This is a genomic window from Aquabacterium sp., from assembly GCF_035476535.1.
Lineage (GTDB): Bacteria > Pseudomonadota > Gammaproteobacteria > Burkholderiales > Burkholderiaceae_C > Pseudaquabacterium.
The window spans coordinates 1-22,696 of sequence record NZ_DATILJ010000051.1; the positions used below are offsets into that span (position 1 = coordinate 1).

The following is a 22,696-nucleotide window of genomic DNA, read 5'->3' on the forward strand; positions in this document are numbered from 1 at the left end:
CGTGTCGGCTCGATCTCGCCCGGCCCCGTCATCAGCGCGCTGCTCGCCGACTGGCCCGCAGAAAAACTCGCAGAGGCCAAGGCGTCGGGCAGCCTGCTCGAGGCCAGCGACGTGGCCCAGGTGCTGATGTTCATGCTCACCCGGCCGCGCGGCATGACCATCCGCGACGTGGTCATGATGCCCACGAACTTCGATCTGTAGGCGCCAGGCTGGCAGTGAGGACGCCATGAACATCATGCTTCACATCGGCCTGGGTTCCTTTCATCGGGCCCACCAGGCTGTGTATGTGCACCGGCTGCGCGAGACGGGCGAGCGTTCCTGGGCCATCGTCGGCGGCAACAGCCGGCCGGACATGGACGAGACGATGTCGGCGCTGATCGCGCAGGACGGCCAGTACACGCTCGAAACGGTGACGCCGGGCGGCGTGCGAGCCTACGAAACCATCACGGCGATCGAGCGCGTGATCCCCTACGCGCCCGATCTGGCCGATCTGATCGATGTCGGCGCCGACGCGGACACGCGCATCGTCTCGTTCACGGTCACCGAAGCCGGCTACTACCTGGACGCGCAGGATCGGCTGGATCTGTCGGCGAAGGACCTCGCCGCCGACCTCGAGGCTGCGCGGGCCGGCGGTCCGGGCGGCATGTCGGGCGGGACGACGGGCAGCACCATTTATGCGGTTCTGACGGCGATCCTGCGCGCGCGCATGCTGTCCGGCGCCGGCCCGTTGACGCTGCTGAACTGCGATAACCTGCGCCACAACGGCGATCGTTCGCGCAGCGGCCTGATGCAATTCATCGCGCTGCTGGGCGACGAAGCGCTCTCGCGCTGGGTCGAGGCGAATACCTGCTGCCCGAATGCGATGGTCGACCGCATCACGCCGCGGCCGACACCCGATGTGGCCGAACGCGTGAAAGCCGCCACCGGCTGGGCCGATGGCGCACCGGTGATGGCCGAGAGCTTCATCCAGTGGGTGATCGAAGACCGCTTCGTCGCCGGCCGCCCGGCCTGGGAAAAGGTCGGCGTCGAGATGGTCGCCTCGGTGCAGCCCTACGAGGAGGCGAAGATCCGCGTGCTCAATGCCTCGCACAGTTGCATTGCCTGGGCCGGCACGCTGGCCGGCATGCGCTACATCCACGAAGGCATGCAGCACCCGGCGATCCGCGGCTTTGCGCATGCCTATGTCACCGACGATGTCATGCCCTGCCTGGACCGGCCCGAGCAGCCCAGCCCGATCGACCTGGCGGCCTACCGCGACATCGTGTTCGACCGCTTCGGCAACCCGGCGATCCGCGACACCAACCAGCGCGTCGCGATGGATGGGTTCTCGAAGATCCCGGGCTTCATCCGGCCGACCCTGATCGAACGCCTGTCGCGAGGCGAGCCGATTGCCAGCACGGCCATGCTGCCGGCCTTGTTCCTGGCCTACCTGCAGCGCTGGCACCGCGGGCAGATCGCCTACACCTACCAGGACCAGGGCATGGACGCTGCTGCCGCCCATGCGATGTGCGATGCGGCCGACCCGGTGGCCGCCTTCTGCGCCGATACCATGCTGTGGGGACCGATCGCGGGCGATCCGCGGCTGGTCGCCGCAATGCGGACGGCAACTGGCCGTGTTGCCCACTTCGTGAATGGTGGAAATCCGATGGTGTAAGAAGAGGCCTTCGAGATGTCAGCGCCCAAGCAGCACCTGTCCCGACAGCGCCAGCGCCAGCCCGAACTGGAGCAGGACTACGCGCGCACGACCACGCTCGGCTACGAAGCGCCGGCGGACACCGGGCTGGTGCGCTGCATTGCCCATGGTTTCCCGACGCCCTTGGCACGCTGGCACTTCCACGACGAGTACGAACTGCACCTCATCACGGCGACCTCGGGCAAGGCCTTCGTCGGCGACTGGATCGGCCCCTTCCAGCCCGGCCACCTGGTGCTCTGCGGGCCGCGGCTGCCGCACAACTGGATCTCGATGGACATGCCCGAGGGCGGCGTGCCCGAGCGCGATCTGGTGATCCAGTTCCTGCACGGGCCCATCGCCCATGCAGCCGAGCAAATCCCCGAGATGGCCGAGGTGATGGCGCTGCTGGAGCGCGCGCGCCTGGGCGTCGAGTTCTTCGGCCTGTCGGACCGCGCGGTCCAGCACTTCCATGCCGTGAAGGCGGCGCGCGGCTTCCAGCGGCTGGCCGCGTTCTGCGCGTACCTGAGTGATCTGGCGCGCTGCACCGACTTCCGGCAACTGTCCAGCGTTCGCATGCAAGGCGAGGAAGACGATGCCGCGAATGATCAGGTCAATGCGTTGGTGAACCGCATCATGCGGGACTATGCGCACCCGCTGTCGGCGGGCGAGCTGGCGCTCGAACTCGGCATGAGCGAAAGCCGCTTCTCACGCTTCTTTCGCCGGGCCACCGGCAACACCTTCACCGACTTCGTGAACCGCATCCGCGTGAACCGCGCCGGACAGTTGCTGATGGAAACGGACCGCCCGGTCACGCACATCTGCTACGAAGTGGGTTTCAACAACGCCGCCAACTTCAACCGCCGCTTTCTCGAGATCAAGGGCGTGACGCCGAGCGAGTTTCGCCGGCAGGCCGATCACCGCTTTGGGGGGCCGCCGCAGACCTGATCGCACGCTGAAAGCGATGCGCGTGAAACAGCCTGGCGGCGCATTGTCGTTGCGGTTCCAAATCGTCAAGCGGGCCTGCGCAGGCACGCCGTATGCCTGTGTCAACAGCTGATTCCGGACTTGCGCCGTAGCGGCCATGCCCGAAGTCCGTGTTTTCAACCGTCTCCAGGAGGTTCTCCATGAAAGTACGTGAAGCGATGACAGGCGATGTGTGCCTGGTCGACCCCGACCGGAGCATTGGTGATGCCGCCAGAATGATGGCCGAGCAGGACATCGGCGCCCTGCCGGTGGGCGAGAACGATCGTCTCGTCGGCATGATCACCGACCGCGACATCGCCGTGCGGGCCGTGGCCCAAGGGTTCGGCCCCGACACCCCGATCCGCGACGTGATGTCGCCGGAGGTGCTTTACTGTTTCGACGAGGAAGAGCTGGAAGATGCTGCGCAGAACATGGGCAGCCTCAAGGTCCGCCGGCTGCCGGTGTTGAATCGCAGCAAGCGCCTGGTCGGCATCCTCTCGATCAGCGACGTGGCGCAATGCGAGGATGCCAAGCAAACGGGCCAGGCGATCGCTGACATCTCCGCGCCGGGCGGCGCCCACTCGCAAGCCGTTCACTGACTTTTCTGCTTCGGCCTCATCAGCGAAGAGGCGGGCGACAAGGAGAGTGCGATGACCATGATCACTGGCCTGTTCAAGGACAAGGACAGCGCCGAGCGCGCTTTCCAGTCCGCTATCGACCTGGGCTACGAGAAGAGCGATATCAATGTGGTCATGTCCGACGAAGTTCGTCGCCGGCACTTTCTTGCCGACAACCCGAGCACGGCTGATCCCGATACGACTGACCTGGAAGAAAAGGCCGCGGCAGAGACCAACAACGCAGCCAGCGACAAGTTGGGCGGGCCGGTGGGGGGGACGGTGGGCACGCTGGCACCGGTCGTGGCCGCTGTGGGCGTGTTGCTGATCCCTGGCATCGGGATCGTGGCCGGACCGGTGGCCATCGCCCTGGCCGCGGCCGCGGCGACGGGCGTGGCCGTCGGCCTCATGGGCGTCTTCATGAACTGGGGCATTCCGGACTCTCGCGTCGAGCAGTACGGAGCCGGCATCCGTGCGGGCGGCATTCTGCTTGGCGTGAAGGCGCACTCCGATGCCGATGCCGCGCAGATCCAGCAGCGTTGGCAAGAGAGCGGCGGAGAACACGTTCATGCATGAGCGCGAGTCAGCGAGCTACCGCGTTGCCCGCGTCCTCGATGCTGAATGGCAGTGTGACCCTCAGGCTGCGTCTGGCGGCGTGTCGCGGAAGAAGGAGGGCGGCAGCATGGCTTGCTCGAGCATCTCGATGCTGCGCTGCTCGACGCCTCGCTGGATGAAGAACTCTCGCCAGCCGCGGACGACCTCGAGCATCCCATCGATCAGCGCTCGCGCCGCTTCCTTCGTCAGACCGAACACGTCGCACTGAGACAGGATGTTGTAGAGGCTGGCGGCTCGACCGAAGCGGCCGAGCTCGAGAGCCAGGTCGCGACGTTCGACCGAGACCAGCGGCACCGGCAGGATGTCGTAGGCGGGCGAAAGGCGCCAGCCGCTCTTGGTCTGCAATAGCGCGTGGTTGCGCGGATGGTCGTCGTTGTTGGTGACCATGGCATTGAACACCATGCGGAGAAACAGTTCGCGGCGGTCGTCGGTGTTCTTGACGGACCAGCGGCGAAGTTCATCTGCCAGCAAGAGGTATGACCAACGGTCGCGGCCAAGGTAGCCATCCTCAGCGTCCATCACCGTCAGGCCCGACACGAGCCCGTAACGCCAGTAGGCGTTGGCATCCGGATTCCATTCGCGATCGAAGCGCTCGAGCATGAGGGCCTCACGCTCGCCGACGGGCTCAACACGGGTCCCACAAACACGAAGCCCGGCGGCGCGCGCAAGCTCCAGCGTCGCGTACTCGATTCGCTGCATGTTGTGCCGGTCGGCCTTTTCCGGCAGCTTGGCCAACCAGATCTTGTGCTTGTCCTCGACCGTCACTTTAGGCCGTGCGCCGCCCATGCTGGTGCCGGGCTCCAGCGCCTCGAGGACCTCGTGTGGGAGCCGGCCGTCCTGCTCTAGCCTCTCGGCCGCTTCGATGAGGGCAGCCAACTGATGTGTGCGATTGAAGGGTCGCCGTGGGGCGGGCGGCGTCGTGGTTCGTCCGAAGCTCAGGTTGCCGGCACCGTCATCCGGCCCGTTGAGCAGGTACTCCACCTCCTGGATGTCCGCCTCGGGACGCTGAAGCTTGGCCTGGATGACCCGTCGCCCCCATGCGTCCGGGCTGGCGTCCCGGACGGCTCCGGGGATGCCCTTGAGTTTCGTGAACTTCTGGGGGCGCGTCGACAAGGGCAGGTGGAACGGGTCCAAAGCCACCACCTCGGGCCGTTCGAGATATCGCTTGCCGTACGTGAGCGTCCCTTCGTAGGCGTTCGCACCGACGGCGCGGACCCTGAGTGACGCGCAGGGCACCGTCTCCAGGGTCCCGGGAAGCTGGATGTAGACGTAGCAGGCTTGTTCGTCGTTGGCCATGGGTCAGAAGTCGTTGTCGCTGTCGACCGGCCGGCGAACGCGCTTGGGCCGGCTGGCTGCCTCAAGAATCTTCCCGTGCTCGTCAGCATCAGGGTCGGCAAGCGCAAGGGCAGTGTCGAGCAGGCCCAGCTTCCAGAGCACGGTGAAGGCGGTGGCGATGGTCGCGCCCGGTGCACCTTTCTCGAGGGCGTACAGGGTCTTGCGGGTGATGCCGCAGGCTTGTGCGAGCTCTTCTTGGCTCAGGCGGCGGCGGACGCGAGCGACCCGGATGTTTCCACCCAGTCGCTGCGTTGCGGACGTGACTTCCAGCGGCGTTGTGATCGCCATTATGTTACCCGTAAAATTACTTTATGGGTATCATAATACTCATTGTTTATGTTGACGTCGGCATGCGCACACCGGATGACGAGCAGGTTCTCTCAAGGGGCTGGGCCTTCGATCTGAGTCTTCCCACCTTGTTGAGGGGGGTCACTTCACCGGGCAGATGAACGGCGCACAACGGCCGACGGAAGGCCGTCAGTCCGACAAATGATTACAGGTGATGTGAGCGTGTCTGGCGAAGAATTGCCTCCTCAAATCGAGAGGTCGGGCGCAAGGCCCAAGGAGGATTCTTGAACCTATACAAGTCATGGGCCTGGCGGGCCCTGCTGGTTTGCGCCGTGCTGTCGTGCAATGGCATGGCGAATGCCAACACGGTGTCGGCCAGCGCAACGCCGCTGCCGAACCACACGCTCACGGTCAACGCCACCGGCAGCACGACAACGACCACCACCCAGTCGCATGCGCAAGGCACGGCGGTGAGTCTGAGTGCCGCGCCAACGGCGGGTTATCAGTTCATGGCGTGGAGCGGCTCGTGCACCGGGAACTCGCCCACGTGCACGGTGACGATGAGTGGCGCCCGCACCGTGAATGCGCGGTTCGGCCGGGCGTTGACAGTGACCGTCACCGGCTCGGGCGCCGTCACCTCCGTGCCGGCGGGCATCAGCTGCGGCAGCGACTGCACGGAAGTCTTCAACCACGGCACGACCATCACGCTGACGGCCGCGCCGGCCGCCGGCCAGGCCTTCAGCGGCTGGGGCGGGGCTTGTTCGGGCACCGCACCCACTTGCACGGTGGCGATGAGTACAGCGCGGAACGTCACGGCGGCGTTTGCGCAATCGACCTGGACCAAGATCGCCGACGAAGGAGCCTCCTTCACCGTGAATGGCACGCAGACCGTTCGCTTCGGTGCCGGATCCAGCTGGGTGCAAAGGAGCGTGACCGGCAGCGGGCAATGCACCAATGCGTTCTTCGGCTCCGACCCGGCCTGGGGCGTCTTCAAGACCTGCGAGCTGCTGTCCGGTGGCGCAAGCACCACCTCGTACCTGCTGACCACGACGGTCAGTGGTTCGGGGGTCGTCAGCTCCTCGCCCACCGGCATCAACTGCGGCACGGCGTGCAGCGCCAGCTTTGCCGCCGGTTCCAGTGTCACGCTCACCGCCACCCCGGCGGCCGGGCAAACCTTCACGGGCTGGGGCGGCGCCTGCAGCGGTAGCGCCAGCTGCACGGTCTCGATGACCGCGGCGCGGACCGCGACAGCCACGTTTGCCGCTTTGTCGACCGGCACGGCGTACTACTTCTCCGACTGCCAGGCGGGCGCGGCAACCGGTTGCCTGCCGGGCAGCAATGCCAACCCAGGCACCCAGGCAGCACCGAAGCGGAACCTGGATGGCATCAACGTCAGCACGCTGCCTGCCGGCACCTCGCTGCTGTTCGCACGCGGCGGTTCGTGGATCGTCGGCTGGACGAGGTTCGAAAACATGAACTCCAGCGCGGCAGCGCCGATCACCGTGGACGCCTACGGCACCGGGCCGGCGCCGCTGCTGACGACCAGCAACAACGCCATCGCGCCATTCGAGTTGGGCGGGGACTACTTCAACACCTCCAACGACGGTGGCTATGTGTTCCGCAACTTGCGGCTCCATGGGTCGAACAACTCGGCCTGGGGCTTCTGGTTCAACGGCAATGTCCGCGATGTCGTGATCGAGAACGTCGACATCACCGGCTTCCAGATCGGCATCCACTCGCAGGCCCGCGCGCCGCACGGTGTGCACAACGTGCTGATCCGCAACAGCAGCATCAGCCGAAACGGCAGCATGGGCATGCTGGGGCAGTTCTCCGACACCGTGATCGAGGGCAACCTGTTCGAGGGCAACAACTACATCGACGGCTCGGGCTTCAACCACGCCACCTATCTGTCCGGCCACGACGGCTTGAGCGGCTACAACGTCACGCTGCGCAATAACCGCTATATCCGCAACTCGGTGCTCAACGGCGTTTGCCAAGGCGGCAACATGACCTTCCATGGCCAGATGGACGGCGTGCTGATCGAGGGCAACCGCATCGAGCAGGATGCCGCGGCCGAGGGCTGCTGGGAGATGTCGATCACGCAGGGCTACGGCACGGCCGAGTGGTTCCGCAACTTCGTGGTGCGCAACAACAAGCTGATCAATGCGGGCAACACGGGGATGAACGCGCAGTCGGCGCCAGGCATCGTGGTCGAGGGCAACGTCATCATCAACACGCAGACCACCTTCCAGACCGGGATCTCGGTGGGTCACACCGAGTACGCGAGCGGTGACGTGCCGGACGGCAACGCCATCGTGCGCAACAACACGGCCTGCTACCCGACGCCGCACTCGGGCAGCACCGCGGTGCGCGTGATCGCGCCGAACTCGCAGGTCAGCAACAACCTCATGCTGACCGGCGCAGCGGCGACCACGGGCGTCTGCGCACGCTGAAGCGGCATCGCCGGGTCTCTCAACCCGGCGAACCGCTCTGGGCTGTCGCGGGCTGCGTGACCGGAAATTTCACGGCGATCGAGGTGCCGGTGCCTCGATGGCTGCGGATGTCCAGCCGGCCGCCCAGCATCTCGGCACGCTCGCGCATGCCCATCAGGCCGAAGGACTGGGGCGCCCGTTCACGCGGGTTGAAGCCCTGGCCATCGTCCTGCACCAGCAGCACATGGCTGTCGTTCCGTTTCTGCAGGGTCACGTGCACTTCGCGCGCGTCGGCATGGCGCGCAATGTTGGTCAGCGATTCCTGCACCAGGCGGAACACCAGGTTGGTCTGGTGGCTGTCGAGCGACACGGCGGCTTCGTCCACCGTCAGCGTGCAGCGCACCCGGCTGCTGGCGCTGAATTCGGCGGCCAGCCACTCCAGGGCTGCGGCAATGCCCATGTCCAGTACCGCGGGCCGCAGGCTGGTCACCAGATTGCGCACGACGGCGATCACCTGGTCCACGCTGGCTTGCAGCGAGCGGGCCTTGTCCCGCACTTCCAGGTCGGTGACGCCCCAGCGCATGCGCAGCACCGAGAGTTCCATGCGCAGTGCCGACAGGTGTTGCCCCAGTTCGTCGTGCAGCTCGCGCGCAATGTGTTTGCGCTCTTCTTCGCGCGCCGCTTCGCGCCGGAACTCCAGCTCGCGGCGCAGCTGCTCGATGCTGCGAATCTCCTGTTCGGCGCGCTTGTGCACGGTGATGTCGGAGAGCACGGCCACGCCGCCGCGGATGTGGCCGCTCTTGTTGATCAGGGGCCGCGAGGAGGCGCTGAGCCAACGCCCCTGGTCCTGGTCCGGTTCGCGAATGAACAGCTGAACGCTGTCGCAGGACTCGCCGCGAATTGCCCGCGCCAGGGGCAGCGCTGCGCTGGGATAGGGCGTGTGCTGGTCTTCCAGGTACACCTGCGGTGCCGAGGCTTCGCCGCCTGCAACCATGCAAGCCAGGGCACCGATGCGTTCAGCTGCCGGGTTCACCAGGACCAGGTGACCGCGTTGATCGGCCACCAGCACGCCATCGGCCATGCTGTCGAGCACCGACTGCAGGATCTCGGTCTGGCGCTCCAGCGCATTCTGCGAGCGGCGCACCCGACGCAGGAAGTACGCCGCACCTGCAAGTGCCAGCAGGCTGCCCAGCAGGACCGAGCCCAGCCAGCGCCGCTCGAGATCGCGGCGCCGCAGTTCGGTTGATTGCTGCTCGTTGCGATGGGTCAGTTCATCGATCTGGCGGCGCTTGCCCTCGGATTCGAATCGCTGGCCGAGTTCAATCACCTGGGCATTGACCTTTGCACGCGCGGCCTGCGCCGACAGTTCTTCCGCCTCGACCGACAGCGCGTAGGCCTGGCGATGGTCGCCCCGGCCGGCAGCGATGGTGGCGACGCGCCGGGCGCTTTCGGCGAGATAAGGCGCAAAGCCGATGGCCTGGGCCAGCGCCCGGGCGCGTTCGGCGTCGGCCAGCGCCGCGGCGCTGTTGCCCAGCGCCAGGTGGTTGGCACTGCGCGCATTCAGGGTGTACCAGAGACCGATCTTGTTCGGATGTCGTTCATAGATGTCGACCACCTTTCCGAGCAGGGCAAGCGCCTGCTCGTGCTCGTGCTGCTGGCGGTGCAACTCAGCCAACCCGAACAAGCCGAAACTCAGCGAGCCTGGCGAACCGGCGGCCTGGAACAGGGTGATCGCTTCCTTGTAACGCGCTCGTGCGCTGTCGGTGTCGCCAAGGTGTATGGCGGTGTCCCCCAGGCCCACCAGCGCGTGGGCTTCCAGCAAGCGCGAAGGTACACGCTGCGCGTACTCGCGCATCTGCTGAAAGTGCTGCAAGGCCTGCTGTTGATGGCCGCTCTGACCATATGAAATGCTCAATCCCTGGTGCGCATAGGTCAGCGCCAGCGGATCGTTGGATCGGCGCGCCACCTCCATCGCCTGTAGACACATCACCAGCGATTCCTCGATCTTGCCTTGCCGCCGGTACAGCATCGCGCCGCGCAGCATCGCTTCGCCCACCAGCCGCGGGCGATCGATGCCGTCGAGCAGCGCCAGCGCCTGCGTGGTGGCGGCCACCATGCCATCGATGTCTGCTGCGTTGATGCTGTTCAGCGCCATGTTCAGCTGAGCCTCGATCTGCCCGATGCGGTCGCCGTGGCGCGTCGCCAAGGCCAGCGCCTGGCGGGCGTGTTCGGTGGCCTCCGCGGTGCGCGCCAGGTAGGTTTCGCTGCGCGCGAGCAGGTTCAGCGCCTGCGCCTGGTCGGCCGGCGGCGCGTTCGCCGGCAAGTCGGCTTGCAGGTCGAGCGCCTGCATTCGGGCCAGCGGCGGGTCGTTTTCAGCCAGCAGGCGAATGCGCGCAGCTTGGATCTGCCAGGCCGTTTGCGCCGCTTCGAGCCGGCAGCCGCAGCCCAGCAGCGCGGCCACGATCAGCGCCTGGGCCGCGGCGACGAACGTGGACCTGATCATGAGCGTGAGTTCGCGCGCTCCGAAGGGAAGGTCACGCACACCGTGGTGCCGGCCCCCGGTCGGCTGCGGATGTCCAGAAGGCCGCCGAGCGCCGTCGCCCGTTCCTGAAGGCCCAGCAGGCCCAGTGACCGCACGGGCCGATCTTCCGGGTCGAAGCCGCAGCCGTCGTCGCGCACCATCAGCAGGTAGTTGGCACCGCGGCGCGCAAAGGTCACGTCGACGCGCCGCGCCTGGGCATGCCGCGCCACGTTGTTCATCGACTCCTGCACGATGCGAAAGACCATCACCGTCTGCTGCGCATCCAGGGCCACGGAGGACTCGTCGACGGTCAAGTGGCAAGCGACACCGCTCGGGCCGCGAAACTCCTCGACCAGCCACTCCAGCGCTGAGGCGATGCCCATGTCCAGCACCGGCGGCCGCAGGCTCGACACCACATGGCGCATAACCTGGATCACCCGGTCGACCATGCGCTGCAGGCCTTCGGCTTTCTCCTGCAACGCCGGGTCCAGGCCACCCCAGCGCATGCGCAGCACCGACACCTCCATGCGCAGTGCCGACAGGTACTGGCCCATCTCGTCGTGCAGTTCGCGCGCGATGTGCCGGCGCTCTTCCTCGCGTGCGGCCTCGCGCCGCTGGTGCAGCTCGGCAATCGTCTGCTCGGCCTGCCGGGCCACGGTGATGTCGCGCGCGATGCCCAGCACACCGGTGACGCGGCCGTGCTCGCCAACTTCCGGCACGTGCCTGACTTCCCAGTGCCGCAGTTCGTCGTGCACTGGGTAGGGCAACTCCAGCTGGCGCGGCAGCCCGCTCTCGGCGACGCGGCGGATCGATTCATGCATCGGCGGACCATAACGCGGATTCACCTCGGCCATGGTCTTGCCGATGCGTTGGGCCAGGGTGCCGCCGAAGCGTTGCACACTGCGGGGGCTGAGATAGACGAAACGCCCGGCGCAGTCGTAGCGTGCGACGACGTCGGGGTGACTCTCGATCAGCGCGATCAGCTGCCGCTGGCTCTCCATGCGCAGGCCGATGTCATGCTCGGCACGCTTGCGCTCGCTGATGTCGCGCACCAGCGCCAGCCTGTAGGGCGTGTCGTTGTGATGAATGCAGCTCGATGCCACCTCCACCGGAACCTGCTGGCCGTCGCTGCGGCGGTGGCTGGTTTCGAAGCGGCGCACACCCTGCTCGACCAGGGCTTCCCAGTACATCTGGCGCTGCGCCATCGGAATCTCTGGATCCAGGTCCCAGAGGCGCATGCGCAGCAGCGCTTCGCGCTCGTAGCCGAGCATGCGCGCGGCCTCGTGGTTGGCGTAATGGATGGCGCCCTGCTCATCCAGCAGATAGACCGCCTCGCACACCTGGTCCAGTGCGGCCTTGAACAATGCTTCACGCAAGACTCAGCCTTTCCCGGCCCCGGCATTCGTCGCGCAGGGCCTGCTCGAAGATGTCTGCCGGCACGGGCCGGCAGAACAGGAATCCTTGTCCGACGGCGCAGCCGTGCGCGCACAGGAAGCTGGCCTGCGTCGTCGTTTCCACGCCCTCGGCCACGACGCTCAAGCCCAGCGCTCGGGCAATCGCCAGGAATGCCTTGACCAGTTCGGCCTGGCGCGGGTCGGTATCGATGTCGTGCACGAACTGCCGATCGATCTTCAGGCACTGCACGTCGAACTTGCTCAGGTAGTTGAGTGCCGAATAGCCGGTGCCGAAGTCGTCGATCGCGATCTCCAGGCCGATCGAGCGAAGCTCGCGAAAGGTGTTGCGGACCTGCTCGCTGTCTTCCAGCAGCAGGCTTTCGGTGACTTCGATGCCCAGCCACTGCGGCTGGCAGGCGTTGCGTTGCAGCGCCTGGCGTACCGCGAGCACCAGGTCATCGCGCAGGAACTGTCGGGTCGAGACGTTGAACGCTAGCCGCAAGGGCTGGGCCCGGCCGTGGTTCCAGCGCCGTGCCACCTGGGCGACCTGGTCCATCACCCAGCGGCCGATCGGCACGATCAGGCCGGTCTCCTCGGCGATCGACATGAACCTGTCCGGCGTCAGCAAACCCAGATCCGGGTGGCGCCAGCGCAGCAAGGCCTCGGCACCGAGGATGCGGCCGTCGTCCAGGGCGACCAGCGGCTGGTAGTGCAGTTCGAGCCCGTCGCCCTCCTGGGCCGCGCGAAGCGCTTGCTCCAGCGCCAGGCGGTCGCGCGCGCGTTCGCTGAACTCGGCACGGTAGAACTCGTAGCGGTTGCGTCCACCACGTTTGGCGTGGTACATCGCCGCGTCGGCATGCGCCATCAGGTCTTCGAGCTGTTCGCCATCGGCCGGGAACAGCGCAATGCCGATGCTCGCGCTGACCACCACCTGCCGTCCGGCGATCTGCAAGGGCTCGGACAGCGTGCGATCGATCTTGTCGGCGATGGTGGCCATGCCCAGGCCGCTGTCGAGGTTGGTGGCGACGATCGCAAATTCGTCGCCGCCCAGGCGCACCAGCAGGTCATAGCCCCGGGTGCATTCGGCAATGCGCTGGGCCACTTCGCACAGCAGGCGGTCGCCGGCCGCATGGCCCAGCGAATCGTTGACGTCCTTGAAGCGATCGACGTCGAGGATCATCACGCCCAGCTGGCGGCCGTGCCGGCTGGCTTCGGAGATCAGCCCTGGCGCGTAGTCGTAGAGCGCCTGCCGGTTGTGCAGCCGGGTCAATGGGTCCGACAAGGCCAGCGTCTTGATGTGCTCGCGTTGCTCGACGCCCTGGGTGATGTCTCGCGACACAACGAACACCGAAGCGATCCGGCCTTCGCCATCCTCCTCCGGGCAGAACCGCACATCGAGCCAGCCGCTGCCACCGTCGGCCAGGTGGTAGCGCAACTCGGCCCGCTTCGGCCGGCCGGTGGCCAGCACCGTGTGCACCATGCGCTGATACCGTTCGGCCTCGACCACCACCGCGCCGTGCTCGTTCGATGGCGCCATGCCCATCAAGGCGCTGTCTTGCTGCAGCTCGCGCAGCGCCGGATTGGCATAGACGCGGTGCCCGTGCAGGTCGTAGCGTTCAATGAGGTCGGGCGAATGCTCCACCAGGGCGCGGAACTCCTGTTCGCGGTGGACCAGCAAGGCCATCGCACGCTGGCGTTCGCTGACGTCACGGGAGATCGCCAGCGCGCCGTCCGTGCGGCCGTCCGGCGTCTTGACCGGCACGATGCGCACGTGGTGGGTTTCAATGACCTCGCCCGAACCCGGCAGCACCAGCTCCACCTCCAGTGCTTCGCCGGTGTGGAGCACTTGGGCCAGCGCGCGTTCGTACGCGGCCATGGCCGGCTCATCGCCTGGCAGGGCCAGGCCTGCCGGCGTCGTGCCCAGCAAGCGCTCCAGGCTCAGGCCCAGGCGCGTGCACAGGGCAGGGTTCGCATACAGCGTGCGCGCCTGCCGATCGAAGCGAACGATGTAGTCGGGCGAGTTCTCGGCCAGCGAACGGTACTCGCGTTCACTGGCCTGCAGCGCACGGTCGGTGCGTTCGCGAACCAGTTCGGCACAGGCGCGCGCGGCCACCAGGCGCAGCACGCCGGTGACCGAGTCCTCGTCCACCAGCGGCTGGCGGTCCGTCGCCGCGATCAGGCCGATCGCCCTGCCGGAGGCGTCCACCAGCGGCACGCCGACATAACTCTCGGCCTGCATGGCCACCAGCCTGTGATCCTTCGGGAACAGCTGCTGCACGCCCCGCGGATAGGTGCAGGCGACGCGGCCGGCGACGTTCTCGCAGGGCGTGTCCTTCAGCGCGTAGCGCAGGTTCGGCGCGATCTCGCCCTGGGCGTACAGCGCCACCGTTTCGGCGATGCCCGGCTGCTCGTCGTCGAATGTGTCGACGAAGACATGGTCCAGCTGCAGCGATTGACCCAGGTAGCGCACCAGCGCCGGGAAAAAGGGCTCACCCGCGTCGCTCCAGCCGTACTGGGTGATGAAGCGCCAGGCGTCCTCGCTGCGCGCGCGCGCCGTGATGTCCGTGGCGATCGACAGCAGGCTCGTCGGTCGGCCCTGGGTGTCGCGCTCCACGACGATGCGAATCCTGCGCCACAACATCCGGCCATCCGGTGCGCGCCACTCGAAGTCCTTGGCTTGCGACTCACCGCTGTGCAACGCGGACTGCAACCAGCCCTCCAGCACCACGGCAGACTGCGGACCGAGCAGATCCAATTCCGACGGCTTCTTGCCCAGGTACTGCGCCGGGGTGACGCCGTGCAGCCGTTCGAAGCGCGGGTTGGCATAGATGCGACGCAGCGCCAGGTCGTAGCGCACGATGACGTCCGACGAGTTCTCCAGCACGCTTTCGACAACGGCCTGCGGCCGCGCCAGTGCGCCCGCCGCCGCAGGCCGCGGATCGCGTTCGTTCGAGGGCTTTTGCATCACTCCGCCAGTCCGTGCCGCATGGCGTAGCGCGCCAGTTCAACAACGCTGTCGAGCCGGAGTTTTTGCATCAGGCGGAACTTGTGCGTGCTCACGGTCTTGGGCGACAGCCTCAGTTCTTCGGCGATGTCGACCAGCCCGCGGCCGCGAACCAAGGCCAGGAAAATCTGGTATTCGCGGTTCGACAGGCAGGTGTGCGGTGCTTCCTGGCTCTCCTGGTTGGTGTCGAAGACCAGCCGCGTCGCCATCGACGGGTCGATGAAGTTCCCGCCGCGGCCGACCGTGCGGATCGCTTCGAGCAGCGTTTCAGGCTCGCAGTCCTTGGTGAGGTAGCCGCTCGCGCCGGCCTTGATGGCGCGCGAGGCGATCTGCACATCCACATGCATGGACAGCACCAGGATGGGCACCCGCGGCGCCTCGTCGCGCAGGCGGCGGATCAATTCGACGCCGCTGGGCCCGGGCATGCTCATGTCCAGCAGCACGATGTCGATGCCGCCCTGGCGCACTCGCTCGATCACCTCCCACGCGTTCTTCGCTTCAGCCGTGAGGACCACTTCATCCGACGTGGCGAGCACTTGGCGCAATCCCTGCCGGACCAGCACATGGTCATCGGCCACCAGTACACGTAGCATCATGTGCCCCCATTGCCATTTTTTTCATTGGGAAGAGTATCCGCGGCACGTGAAGTTTGTTGTGCGCTTGTTACGCAGTCGACAAAGTGCCGCACTGTGGCGATTCGAACGCCCAGCCGCTGCGCGATGTCGCGGGCTGCCAGCCCCTGGTCCAGCAGTTGCGCGACCCGTGTTCCAAAGGGGCTGAGCACGCGTTCCCAGGCGTCGGGGGGCGGTGGCGCCGGCAAGGGCAGCTGTTCCACCCAGTGTGCGCCGGTGGCCACGCAGCGCACCGCCTCGACGATGCGTTCGCCATCACAGCCCTTGACCAGGTAGCCCCGCGCACCGGCACCCAGCGCACGTTGCACGATCTGCGTTTCGCTGTGCATGCTGAGCACCAGGATCGGCAGCTCGGCGTAGCGCGCATGGATGCGCTCGATCAACTCGACGCCGCTGAGTCCCGGCATGCTCAGGTCGAGCAAGACCACGTCGAAGCTGTCGCTGTGCAGCGCGTTCAGCGTCTGCTCGCCGTCCGCCGCCTCGGCGGTGACGAGGACGTCGGCGACCAGGCCGAACAACTGTCTCAGGCCGTGGCGCATTGCGGCGTGGTCATCGGCGATCAGCAGGCGAATCATGGTCGGCTTTCGAAGTCGTCGCCTAACGGCGAGCGCCGTAGCGCGTGATCTCGGTCGAGATCGTTGCCAGCGGCACGCTGCGCTCGGCCGCATCGAGCTTGACGGCTTCCTTGGGCATCCCGTAGACGACACAGCTCGCCTCGTCCTGCGCCAGCGTGAGGGCTCCGGCCTCGCGCATGGCCTTCAGCCCGCGCGCGCCGTCGTCGCCCATGCCGGTCATCAACACGCCCAGCGCATTGCCGCCGGCGCAGCGCGCCACCGAGCGGAACAGCACGTCCACCGAGGGGCGGTGCCGGTTGACCGGCGGGCCGTCCAGCACGGTGACCTGGTACTGCGCGCCGCTGCGCGTGAGCTGCATGTGCTGGCCTCCGGGCGCAATCAGCACGCGGCCGGGCAGCACCCGGTCGCCGCTGCGGGCCTCGCGCACCTCGACCTGGCACACCGCGTCCAGCCGCGCGGCGAAGGCGGTGGTGAATTTCTCCGGCATGTGTTGCACCACCACGATTCCGGGGCCGACCCGCGGCAAGGCCGTGAGCACCAGTTCCAGCGCCTGCGTGCCACCGGTCGAGGCCCCCAGCGCGACGACCTTCTCGGTGGTTTCGTGCATCGCCAGCGGGACATCGGCGATGCTTTCGACCGGCAGCCGCGGGGGCACGGCGGCCAGCGGCGTCGGCCGGCGCACCCGCGCCAGGGCTGCCGCGCGCACCGCGCTGATGATGTCGTCGCCGCTGTCGACCAGGAACTGCCGCAAGCCCAGCTGCGGCTTGGTGACGATGCTCACCGCACCGGCCGAGAGCGCCTCCATCGCGGTGGCGGTGCCGGCCGCGGTCAAGGTCGAACAGATCACCACCGGGGTCGGCCGCATGGCCATGATCTTCTTCAGGAAGGTGATGCCGTCCATGCGCGGCATCTCGACATCCAGCAGCAGCACATCGGGCCAGTCGCGCTGCATCTTCTCCAGCGCGAACAGCGGGTCGGAGGCCACCGCGAGCACCTCGATGCCCGGCGCTTCGCCCAGCACGCCGGACAGCACCTGGCGCACGGTGGCCGAGTCGTCGACGATCATCACGCGCACCGGCTTCACGTCAGGTCCCCCAAGGCCGAGATCAGGCGCTCGTCGGGGCCTGGTGGCGTCGTGCGCAAGGGGGTGTGACGCAGCCAGACCTGGCCGTCCGGGACATCGAGCACCACCTCGCGGTGGCCATAACCGCCGACATGCTCGGCCTTGCAGGCAAAGCCATGCTGCAGCAGCAAGTCGCGCCCGGCCTGCACATTGCGATCCGGCACCTGGGCGGTGCCGCGCGCATCAAGGGATCGAAACATGCGGCCGCCGCCGAAGAGCTTGGCCTCGTACTCGACGGGTGTGCTGCCGGTGGAGGCGACGGCACGCACCATCTGCATCAGCACCTCGTCGCCATAGCGGCCGTCGGATGTGTCGCCGGCGGAGCCCGGCGCTTCCGGCGCGGCCCGATCGGCGCTGCCGCGTCGCGGCAGCAGGTAGTGGCACATGCCGCCGATCTGCCGCCGGGGATGCCACAAGGTCACCGCGACGCAGGAGCCCAGCACCGTGCGCACGCGCGTGGCGCCACCGCCGAACCACCACTGGCCCGGCTGCAGCAGCACTTCGTGCAGGTGGGCGTTCCTTTTCATGGCTTGCGGTAGACGGCAGGCACCACCTGCACCAAGCCATCGGCCAGCCCGTTCAGGCTTTCCGAATGGCCGACGAACAGGTGACCGCCGCGCCTCAGCTTGGCCTGCAGCCGGGCGACGACCTCGCGCTTGGTCTGCGGCTCGAAATAGATCAGCACGTTGCGCAGCAGGATCAGGTCGAACTCGCCCACCTCGGGCAGCGTGGTGTTGAGGTTGATCTGCTGGAAGCTGACGCGCCGGCACAGCGCCGGGTCGATGGCGAAGCAGCCCTCTTGCGAGCCGGTCCCCTTCAGGCAATGCCGGCGCATCTGCTCGGGCGCCAGGCCGCGCACGCTGCCGAGCGCGTAGATCGCCTGCCGGGCCTTGTCGAGCACGCGGGTGCTGATGTCCGAGGCCAGGATCTCCCAGGCACTGTCGCCGGCGTGGTCGGCCAGCAGCATGGCCACGCTGTAGGGTTCCTCGCCGGTGGAACAGGCCGCGCTCCAGACGCGCAGTGCACGCTCGCGGGGATGCCGGGGCAGCAGCTGCTGGCGCAGGAAATCGAAGTGCTTGGGCTCGCGGAAAAAGTAGGTCTCGTTGGTGGTCAGCAGGTCCACCGCCATCTGCCGCTCGCCCTGCTGGGCGTCGAGCAGTCGGTGGTAGTCGCTGAAGCTGGCGATGCCGTGATGCTTCAGCCGCTTGGCCAGGCGCCCGGCGACCAGCGCCTTCTTGCTGGGCGCCAGGCTGATGCCGGCCGCCTCGCGAATCAGGCGCTGGAAGCTCGCGAACTCGCGATCGGACAAGTCTGTCGGGTGCGTCATCGTGTCATCTCACGTGGTGAGCGAGTGCTGTTCGCTCTCCAGGTCAAGGGCTCGCCGAAGGGCTCGCGGTGGCCGCGCCGATGCGGGCCCCCTCGCCACCTTGAAGTAGGCGGTCAACTGCTCCAGCTGCCTGGCCTGGGCGTCCATGCTCTCCGCGGTGTCGGCCATCTCCTGGTAGGCGCTGGCGGTGTGCTGCGTGGCATCGTTCAACTGGGCCATCGCCACGCTGAACTGGCTGACGCCTACCGATTGCTGCTGCGACGCCGCGGCGATGTCCTGCACCAGCTCGGAGGTCTTCTGGATGCTGGGCAGCATGTCGTCCAGCAGGCCGCCGGCACGTTCTGCCAGCTGCACAGAGGAGCCGGCCAAGGTGCCGATTTCCTGCGCCGCCTCCTGGCTGCGCTCGGCCAGCTTGCGCACCTCGGCCGCGACCACCGAGAAGCCCTTGCCGTGCTCGCCGGCACGCGCGGCCTCGATCGCCGCGTTCAGCGCCAGCAGGTTGGTCTGGTAGGCGATGTCGTCGACGATGCCGATCTTGCGCGCGATCTGCTGCATCGCCACCACCGTCTCGCGCACCGCCGAGCCGCCCTGGATGGCTTCTTGCGCGGCACGTGCGGCCATCTGGTCGGTGATCTTCGCGTCTTCGGCGTTGCGGCCGATGCTGCCTGACATCTGCTGCACGGCCGCGGTCGCTTCGCCGACACGTGCCACCTGGGTGGCCGAGGCCTGCGACAGGCCCTGGGCGGTGCCCGCCACCTGCGCTGCCACGCGGGTCAAGGCGTGTTCGCTGGCCCGCAACTCATCCACCAGCCCGGCCAGCCGCGCCGCCATGCCTTTCACCGCGGCCAGCATGCTGTTGTCGTCGCCGATGCGTGTGCTCACCTGCACCGTCAAGTCGCCATCGGCAATGCGCGTGACCACGTCGCGTGCATAGGCCGGTTCGCCGCCGAGCTGGCGTATCACGCTGCGCGCCGTGGCGATGCCCAGGCCGGTGGCCAGCAGCACGGCGAGCACGACCAGCCCGACCGCGAACTGCACGCTCCTGAGATAGGCGGCTTCAGCCGCGGCCACCGCGTCGGCGGCCAGCTGCTTTTCAAGCGCCACAAGGTCCCGCGCCTGTTGCGCCAGCCGCTGGAAGTCCGCATCGGCGGTCTGCATCGCCGCCACGCCGGAGGCCACGTCGACCGAGGCCAGGTCCAGCCCGGTCGCCAGCGACTGGCGGTACTTGTCCGCCGAGGCCAGCAGGGGTGCGCTCATGGCCTTTTCCGCCGCGACCAGTGCGTCGCTGCGATGCCAGCGCGCAAACTCGACCGTGGTCGCTTCGAGGTCGGCCATCAGCAGTTCGGCCTCCGTTTCCACGTAGGAGGCGCCGACGCTGCCACTCCAGCTCAGCACGCGATAGGCCCGCGTATGGGTGTCCAGCACCGCCGCACGCACATCGGCGGCGACCATCGCGTGCTGCAAGCGCGTCTTCGCCAGTCCGGCCAGGTGCGTTTGCTGCACGTGCATCGCCCGCCACTGGCCCAGGCCGATCAGCAGCATCAACACCACGGCGACGGCCGGCGCGATCAGTATTCTCTGGAACAGGCTCATATGTACCCCCAGGCCGACGAAATACGTCGTCCGCCCCCCGAGGGGGTCAAGCAAAGTGGCGGAGCCACATTTGCTTGTGACCGCCGCCGCTCAACGCGCATACACGCCAACACCGACGAACATGTCGTCATCAATGCGCTCACAGAAGGCGTGCTTGGCCAGCACCTTCTTGCTGAGCGGATCGGTCCACTTGTAGTCGACCACGCACTTGCCCGTGCTGCGGCTCTGGTCGATCATGTCCTTGACGAAGGCCTTGCCGTCGGCATCCTTCAGTTCGCCCAGTGCCTTGCCGACCAGCTTGGCATTTGCGCCATGCGCCAGCACCACACCCTGCATGTCCAGCGCGAAGGGATAGAGATCGCGGTCTATCCATTTCGGGTCCTTCACGGTGATCTCCTCCAAGGCCTTCTTCTTGTTGGCCTTGATCGCGGCGACCGCGCGCGCCAGCATCGCCTTGGCTTCCTGCGCGGTGGCGAACTCTCCGGCAAGTGCGGCTTGACAGCCGCCGAGCACCAGTGCGGCGCCGACCATGAAACGCTGAATGGACATGGACTGTTCTCCTTGGACGAGTTGTAGTTGGGGGAGGGATCTTCGTCAGGCGGCCGGCGCCTAGTGCTTGTAGACACCGGCGCACACTGCGGTGTCGTTCAACTTTTCGCAGTACATCTGTTTGGGCAGCACCTTCCTCGTGGTCGGCTCGGTGAACTTGTAGTCCTGCCAGAACTTGCCCTTGCTCTGCGCCAGTTCGACACGCTCCTTGACGAAGGCCTTGCCGTCGGCATCCTTCAGCTCGATCAAGTCCTTGCCGACCATCTTGGGATTCAGGCCATGGGCGAGGACCTTGCCATCCAGGCCGTAGACCACGGGATAGAGATCACGATCGATCCACTTCGGATCTTTCGCGGTGATCTCCTCATAGGTCTTCTGCGGGTGGGCCTTGATCGCGGTCACGGCCTTGGCCACCAGGGCCTCGGCCTCCTTGGGCGTGGCGAATTCGGCTGCCCCGGCGCGCGGCGGGGTGGCCACCAGCATGACGATGGCAGCGAGTGCGATCGAAGGCTTCCTGCTCACGCGCGCTCCCGGGGTGCGGCCTGTGCCGCGTTCAACTTGAAGAAGGACATCAGGTGTTGCAACTGCTCGGCCTGGCCACTCATGGCCTGGGCGGTGGCCGCCAGTTTTTCGCTGGCGCCGGCGTTGCGCTGGGTGGCCTGGCTCAAGCTGTTCATCGCGCCGTCGATCTGCCCGACACCGCCGCTTTGCTGCTGCGAGGCCGAGGCAATCTGCCGCACGAGCGCGGAGGTCTCTTCGATGCCGGGCACGATGGCGTCGAGCAGCGTGCCCGCGCGCTCGGCCAGCCGCACCGAACTGCCTGCCAGCTCGCCGATCTCTTGCGCGGCCACCTGGCTGCGTTCGGCCAGCTTGCGCACCTCGGCGGCGACCACCGCGAAACCCTTGCCATGCTCGCCCGCGCGCGCGGCCTCGATCGCGGCGTTCAGCGCCAGCAGGTTGGTCTGGTAGGCGATGTCGTCGACGATGCCGATCTTGGCCGCGATGCTCTTCATCGCCAACGCGGTCTGCCGCACCGCCTTGCCGCCTTCGCCGGCTTCCTTGGCGGCCTTGGCCGCAATGCCGTCGGTGACCTGCGCGTTGCCGGTGTTCTGGGTGATGGACGCGCTCATCTGTTCCACCGATGCCGAGGTCTGCTCGACACTGGCCGCCTGCTCGCTGGCGCCCTGGCTCAAGCCATGCGCGGTGCCGCTCAGTTCGGTGGAGGTGAACGACAGGCTGTCGGCCGTGCCACGCACTTCGTCGACCACTTGCGCCAGCTTCTCGGTCATGGTTTTCATCGCCGCGACGAGTTGGCCGATCTCGTCGTTCGAGGTGGCTTCCAGCCGGACCGTGAAGTCGCCCTGGGCCAGACGCTGCGCTGCTTCCGAGGCCTTGCGCAGATTGCCCGCCAGCGAGCGCGTCAGCACGACGCCCGCGACGATGGCCAGGCCAATCGCGACCAGCGTGGCGATCACCATCGCACGCCGGATCGCGGCCACTTCGGCACGCTGCGCGTCGAGCGCCTGCTCCATCGAGCGCTGTTCACGATCGATGCCCGCGGTGATGGTCTCGATGTACTTCAAGCGCAGCGGCATGGTCTCTGACAACAGCTGCGCGCGCGCGGCCACCGGTTGCCCGGCCGACAACAGCGCCAAGGCCTGGCCGCGGCTGTCGACGTACTGCTTGCGCGCGGCCAGCACGGCGGCCAGCGTGGCCTTGCCCTCGGCGCTGGTCAACATGCGCTCGGCCAGCTCGGTGTAGTGCTGGGTCAAGGTTTTGGACTTGGCCGCCATGCGCTCGACGGCGTCGTGGATCTGCCCGCGATCCTCGAGGTACATCGTGGCCAGCACATCCTGCGCGTTCTCGTTGACGACGTTGATCACGCGCTGCGACAACTGCACCTTGGGCCACAGCTCGTGGGCCAGGGCGTCGGCATGCTGATCGACCTTGGTCAGGCCAGCCCAGCTGATCGTCGCGCACAGCGCGATCAGCAGCACCAGCAAGGCATAGCTGCCGCCGAGCTTGGTGCGCAGCTTCAAATCACGGAAGAACTTCATCT

At 67.0% G+C, this 22,696-nt stretch carries 19 protein-coding genes and 1 pseudogene; 6 read left to right on the plus strand and 14 right to left on the minus strand.

Annotation, left to right across the window (positions count from 1 at the left end):
• The 5 genes and pseudogenes from VLK61_RS05295 to VLK61_RS05315 all read left to right on the plus strand — a co-directional run.
• Positions 1 to 201 (plus strand): annotated as a pseudogene (locus VLK61_RS05295) (glucose dehydrogenase); the annotation flags it as partial.
• 25 nt (positions 202 to 226) lie between these two features.
• Entirely contained in the window at positions 227 to 1,654 is a 1,428-nt protein-coding gene (gene dalD, locus VLK61_RS05300) for a D-arabinitol 4-dehydrogenase (protein WP_325419020.1), read from the plus strand.
• A gap of 15 nt (positions 1,655 to 1,669) precedes the next feature.
• Positions 1,670 to 2,617: an AraC family transcriptional regulator gene (locus VLK61_RS05305; RefSeq protein ID WP_325419022.1), complete on the plus strand. Its 948-nt coding sequence runs from the start codon at positions 1,670 to 1,672 to the stop codon at positions 2,615 to 2,617.
• 179 nt (positions 2,618 to 2,796) lie between these two features.
• Positions 2,797 to 3,234 (plus strand): CBS domain-containing protein, encoded by a 438-nt coding sequence (locus VLK61_RS05310; RefSeq protein WP_325419024.1) that lies wholly within the window; start codon positions 2,797 to 2,799, stop codon positions 3,232 to 3,234.
• A 51-nt stretch (positions 3,235 to 3,285) separates the two neighbouring features.
• On the plus strand, positions 3,286 to 3,825 hold the full coding sequence (locus VLK61_RS05315; RefSeq protein ID WP_325419026.1) for a hypothetical protein: 540 nt from the start codon (positions 3,286 to 3,288) through the stop codon (positions 3,823 to 3,825).
• 60 nt (positions 3,826 to 3,885) lie between these two features.
• On the opposite strand, the gene VLK61_RS05320 is transcribed toward VLK61_RS05315, so the two are convergent.
• Both VLK61_RS05320 and VLK61_RS05325 read right to left on the minus strand, forming a co-directional pair.
• The gene (locus VLK61_RS05320; RefSeq protein WP_325419028.1) at positions 3,886 to 5,160 is read right to left on the minus strand and encodes a type II toxin-antitoxin system HipA family toxin; all 1,275 of its coding nucleotides are present in this window, start codon (positions 5,158 to 5,160) and stop codon (positions 3,886 to 3,888) included.
• A gap of 3 nt (positions 5,161 to 5,163) precedes the next feature.
• Positions 5,164 to 5,487 carry a helix-turn-helix transcriptional regulator gene (locus VLK61_RS05325; RefSeq protein WP_325419030.1) on the minus strand — a complete coding sequence of 108 codons (324 nt, stop codon included), beginning with the start codon at positions 5,485 to 5,487 and terminating at the stop codon, positions 5,164 to 5,166.
• Between the two features lie 284 nt (positions 5,488 to 5,771).
• Between VLK61_RS05325 and VLK61_RS05330 the strand changes: the two genes are divergently transcribed.
• Positions 5,772 to 7,940 (plus strand): InlB B-repeat-containing protein, encoded by a 2,169-nt coding sequence (locus VLK61_RS05330; protein WP_325419032.1) that lies wholly within the window; start codon positions 5,772 to 5,774, stop codon positions 7,938 to 7,940.
• Positions 7,941 to 7,959: 19 nt separating this feature from the next.
• Here the strand turns inward: VLK61_RS05330 and VLK61_RS05335 are convergent, their stop codons facing one another.
• The 12 genes from VLK61_RS05335 to VLK61_RS05390 form a co-directional block, all read right to left on the minus strand.
• Positions 7,960 to 10,422 (minus strand): tetratricopeptide repeat protein, encoded by a 2,463-nt coding sequence (locus VLK61_RS05335; RefSeq protein ID WP_325419034.1) that lies wholly within the window; start codon positions 10,420 to 10,422, stop codon positions 7,960 to 7,962.
• Positions 10,419 to 11,816 (minus strand): PAS domain-containing sensor histidine kinase, encoded by a 1,398-nt coding sequence (locus VLK61_RS05340; protein ID WP_325419035.1) that lies wholly within the window; start codon positions 11,814 to 11,816, stop codon positions 10,419 to 10,421. Before VLK61_RS05340 ends, VLK61_RS05335 begins: the two co-directional genes overlap by 4 nt.
• Positions 11,809 to 14,799 (minus strand): EAL domain-containing protein, encoded by a 2,991-nt coding sequence (locus VLK61_RS05345; RefSeq protein ID WP_325419037.1) that lies wholly within the window; start codon positions 14,797 to 14,799, stop codon positions 11,809 to 11,811. The genes VLK61_RS05340 and VLK61_RS05345 overlap by 8 nt, the downstream gene beginning before the upstream one ends.
• Positions 14,799 to 15,431 (minus strand): response regulator transcription factor, encoded by a 633-nt coding sequence (locus VLK61_RS05350; protein ID WP_325419072.1) that lies wholly within the window; start codon positions 15,429 to 15,431, stop codon positions 14,799 to 14,801. Before VLK61_RS05350 ends, VLK61_RS05345 begins: the two co-directional genes overlap by 1 nt.
• Positions 15,431 to 16,045 (minus strand): response regulator, encoded by a 615-nt coding sequence (locus tag VLK61_RS05355; protein ID WP_325419039.1) that lies wholly within the window; start codon positions 16,043 to 16,045, stop codon positions 15,431 to 15,433. Before VLK61_RS05355 ends, VLK61_RS05350 begins: the two co-directional genes overlap by 1 nt.
• A gap of 22 nt (positions 16,046 to 16,067) precedes the next feature.
• A complete protein-coding gene (locus VLK61_RS05360) occupies positions 16,068 to 17,129 on the minus strand; it encodes a protein-glutamate methylesterase/protein-glutamine glutaminase (protein WP_325419041.1) in 1,062 nt (353 codons plus the stop codon).
• Positions 17,126 to 17,695: a chemotaxis protein CheD gene (locus VLK61_RS05365; protein WP_325419043.1), complete on the minus strand. Its 570-nt coding sequence runs from the start codon at positions 17,693 to 17,695 to the stop codon at positions 17,126 to 17,128. Before VLK61_RS05365 ends, VLK61_RS05360 begins: the two co-directional genes overlap by 4 nt.
• Positions 17,692 to 18,495 carry a CheR family methyltransferase gene (locus VLK61_RS05370; protein WP_325419045.1) on the minus strand — a complete coding sequence of 268 codons (804 nt, stop codon included), beginning with the start codon at positions 18,493 to 18,495 and terminating at the stop codon, positions 17,692 to 17,694. The genes VLK61_RS05365 and VLK61_RS05370 overlap by 4 nt, the downstream gene beginning before the upstream one ends.
• Before the next feature lie 9 nt (positions 18,496 to 18,504).
• Positions 18,505 to 20,088 carry a methyl-accepting chemotaxis protein gene (locus VLK61_RS05375; RefSeq protein ID WP_325419047.1) on the minus strand — a complete coding sequence of 528 codons (1,584 nt, stop codon included), beginning with the start codon at positions 20,086 to 20,088 and terminating at the stop codon, positions 18,505 to 18,507.
• A 90-nt stretch (positions 20,089 to 20,178) separates the two neighbouring features.
• Positions 20,179 to 20,637 (minus strand): cache domain-containing protein, encoded by a 459-nt coding sequence (locus tag VLK61_RS05380; protein WP_325419049.1) that lies wholly within the window; start codon positions 20,635 to 20,637, stop codon positions 20,179 to 20,181.
• A 60-nt stretch (positions 20,638 to 20,697) separates the two neighbouring features.
• On the minus strand, positions 20,698 to 21,159 hold the full coding sequence (locus VLK61_RS05385) for a cache domain-containing protein (protein ID WP_325419050.1): 462 nt from the start codon (positions 21,157 to 21,159) through the stop codon (positions 20,698 to 20,700).
• On the minus strand, positions 21,156 to 22,694 hold the full coding sequence (locus tag VLK61_RS05390) for a methyl-accepting chemotaxis protein (RefSeq protein WP_325419052.1): 1,539 nt from the start codon (positions 22,692 to 22,694) through the stop codon (positions 21,156 to 21,158). The genes VLK61_RS05385 and VLK61_RS05390 overlap by 4 nt, the downstream gene beginning before the upstream one ends.
• Positions 22,695 to 22,696 lie beyond the last annotated feature (2 nt).

What these genes read in the sequence shown, in the direction of transcription:
- dalD (WP_325419020.1), top strand. Translation starts at nt 227, where the DNA reads ATGAACATCATGCTTCACATCGGCCTGGGTTCCTTTCATCGGGCCCAC.
- VLK61_RS05305 (WP_325419022.1), top strand. Translation starts at nt 1,670, where the DNA reads ATGTCAGCGCCCAAGCAGCACCTGTCCCGACAGCGCCAGCGCCAGCCC.
- VLK61_RS05310 (WP_325419024.1), top strand. Translation starts at nt 2,797, where the DNA reads ATGAAAGTACGTGAAGCGATGACAGGCGATGTGTGCCTGGTCGACCCC.
- VLK61_RS05315 (WP_325419026.1), top strand. Translation starts at nt 3,286, where the DNA reads ATGACCATGATCACTGGCCTGTTCAAGGACAAGGACAGCGCCGAGCGC.
- VLK61_RS05320 (WP_325419028.1), bottom strand. Translation starts at nt 5,160, where the DNA reads ATGGCCAACGACGAACAAGCCTGCTACGTCTACATCCAGCTTCCCGGG.
- VLK61_RS05325 (WP_325419030.1), bottom strand. Translation starts at nt 5,487, where the DNA reads ATGGCGATCACAACGCCGCTGGAAGTCACGTCCGCAACGCAGCGACTG.
- VLK61_RS05335 (WP_325419034.1), bottom strand. Translation starts at nt 10,422, where the DNA reads ATGATCAGGTCCACGTTCGTCGCCGCGGCCCAGGCGCTGATCGTGGCC.
- VLK61_RS05345 (WP_325419037.1), bottom strand. Translation starts at nt 14,799, where the DNA reads ATGCAAAAGCCCTCGAACGAACGCGATCCGCGGCCTGCGGCGGCGGGC.
- VLK61_RS05350 (WP_325419072.1), bottom strand. Translation starts at nt 15,431, where the DNA reads ATGCTACGTGTACTGGTGGCCGATGACCATGTGCTGGTCCGGCAGGGA.
- VLK61_RS05355 (WP_325419039.1), bottom strand. Translation starts at nt 16,045, where the DNA reads ATGATTCGCCTGCTGATCGCCGATGACCACGCCGCAATGCGCCACGGC.
- VLK61_RS05365 (WP_325419043.1), bottom strand. Translation starts at nt 17,695, where the DNA reads ATGAAAAGGAACGCCCACCTGCACGAAGTGCTGCTGCAGCCGGGCCAG.
- VLK61_RS05370 (WP_325419045.1), bottom strand. Translation starts at nt 18,495, where the DNA reads ATGACGCACCCGACAGACTTGTCCGATCGCGAGTTCGCGAGCTTCCAG.
- VLK61_RS05375 (WP_325419047.1), bottom strand. Translation starts at nt 20,088, where the DNA reads ATGAGCCTGTTCCAGAGAATACTGATCGCGCCGGCCGTCGCCGTGGTG.
- VLK61_RS05380 (WP_325419049.1), bottom strand. Translation starts at nt 20,637, where the DNA reads ATGTCCATTCAGCGTTTCATGGTCGGCGCCGCACTGGTGCTCGGCGGC.
- VLK61_RS05390 (WP_325419052.1), bottom strand. Translation starts at nt 22,694, where the DNA reads ATGAAGTTCTTCCGTGATTTGAAGCTGCGCACCAAGCTCGGCGGCAGC.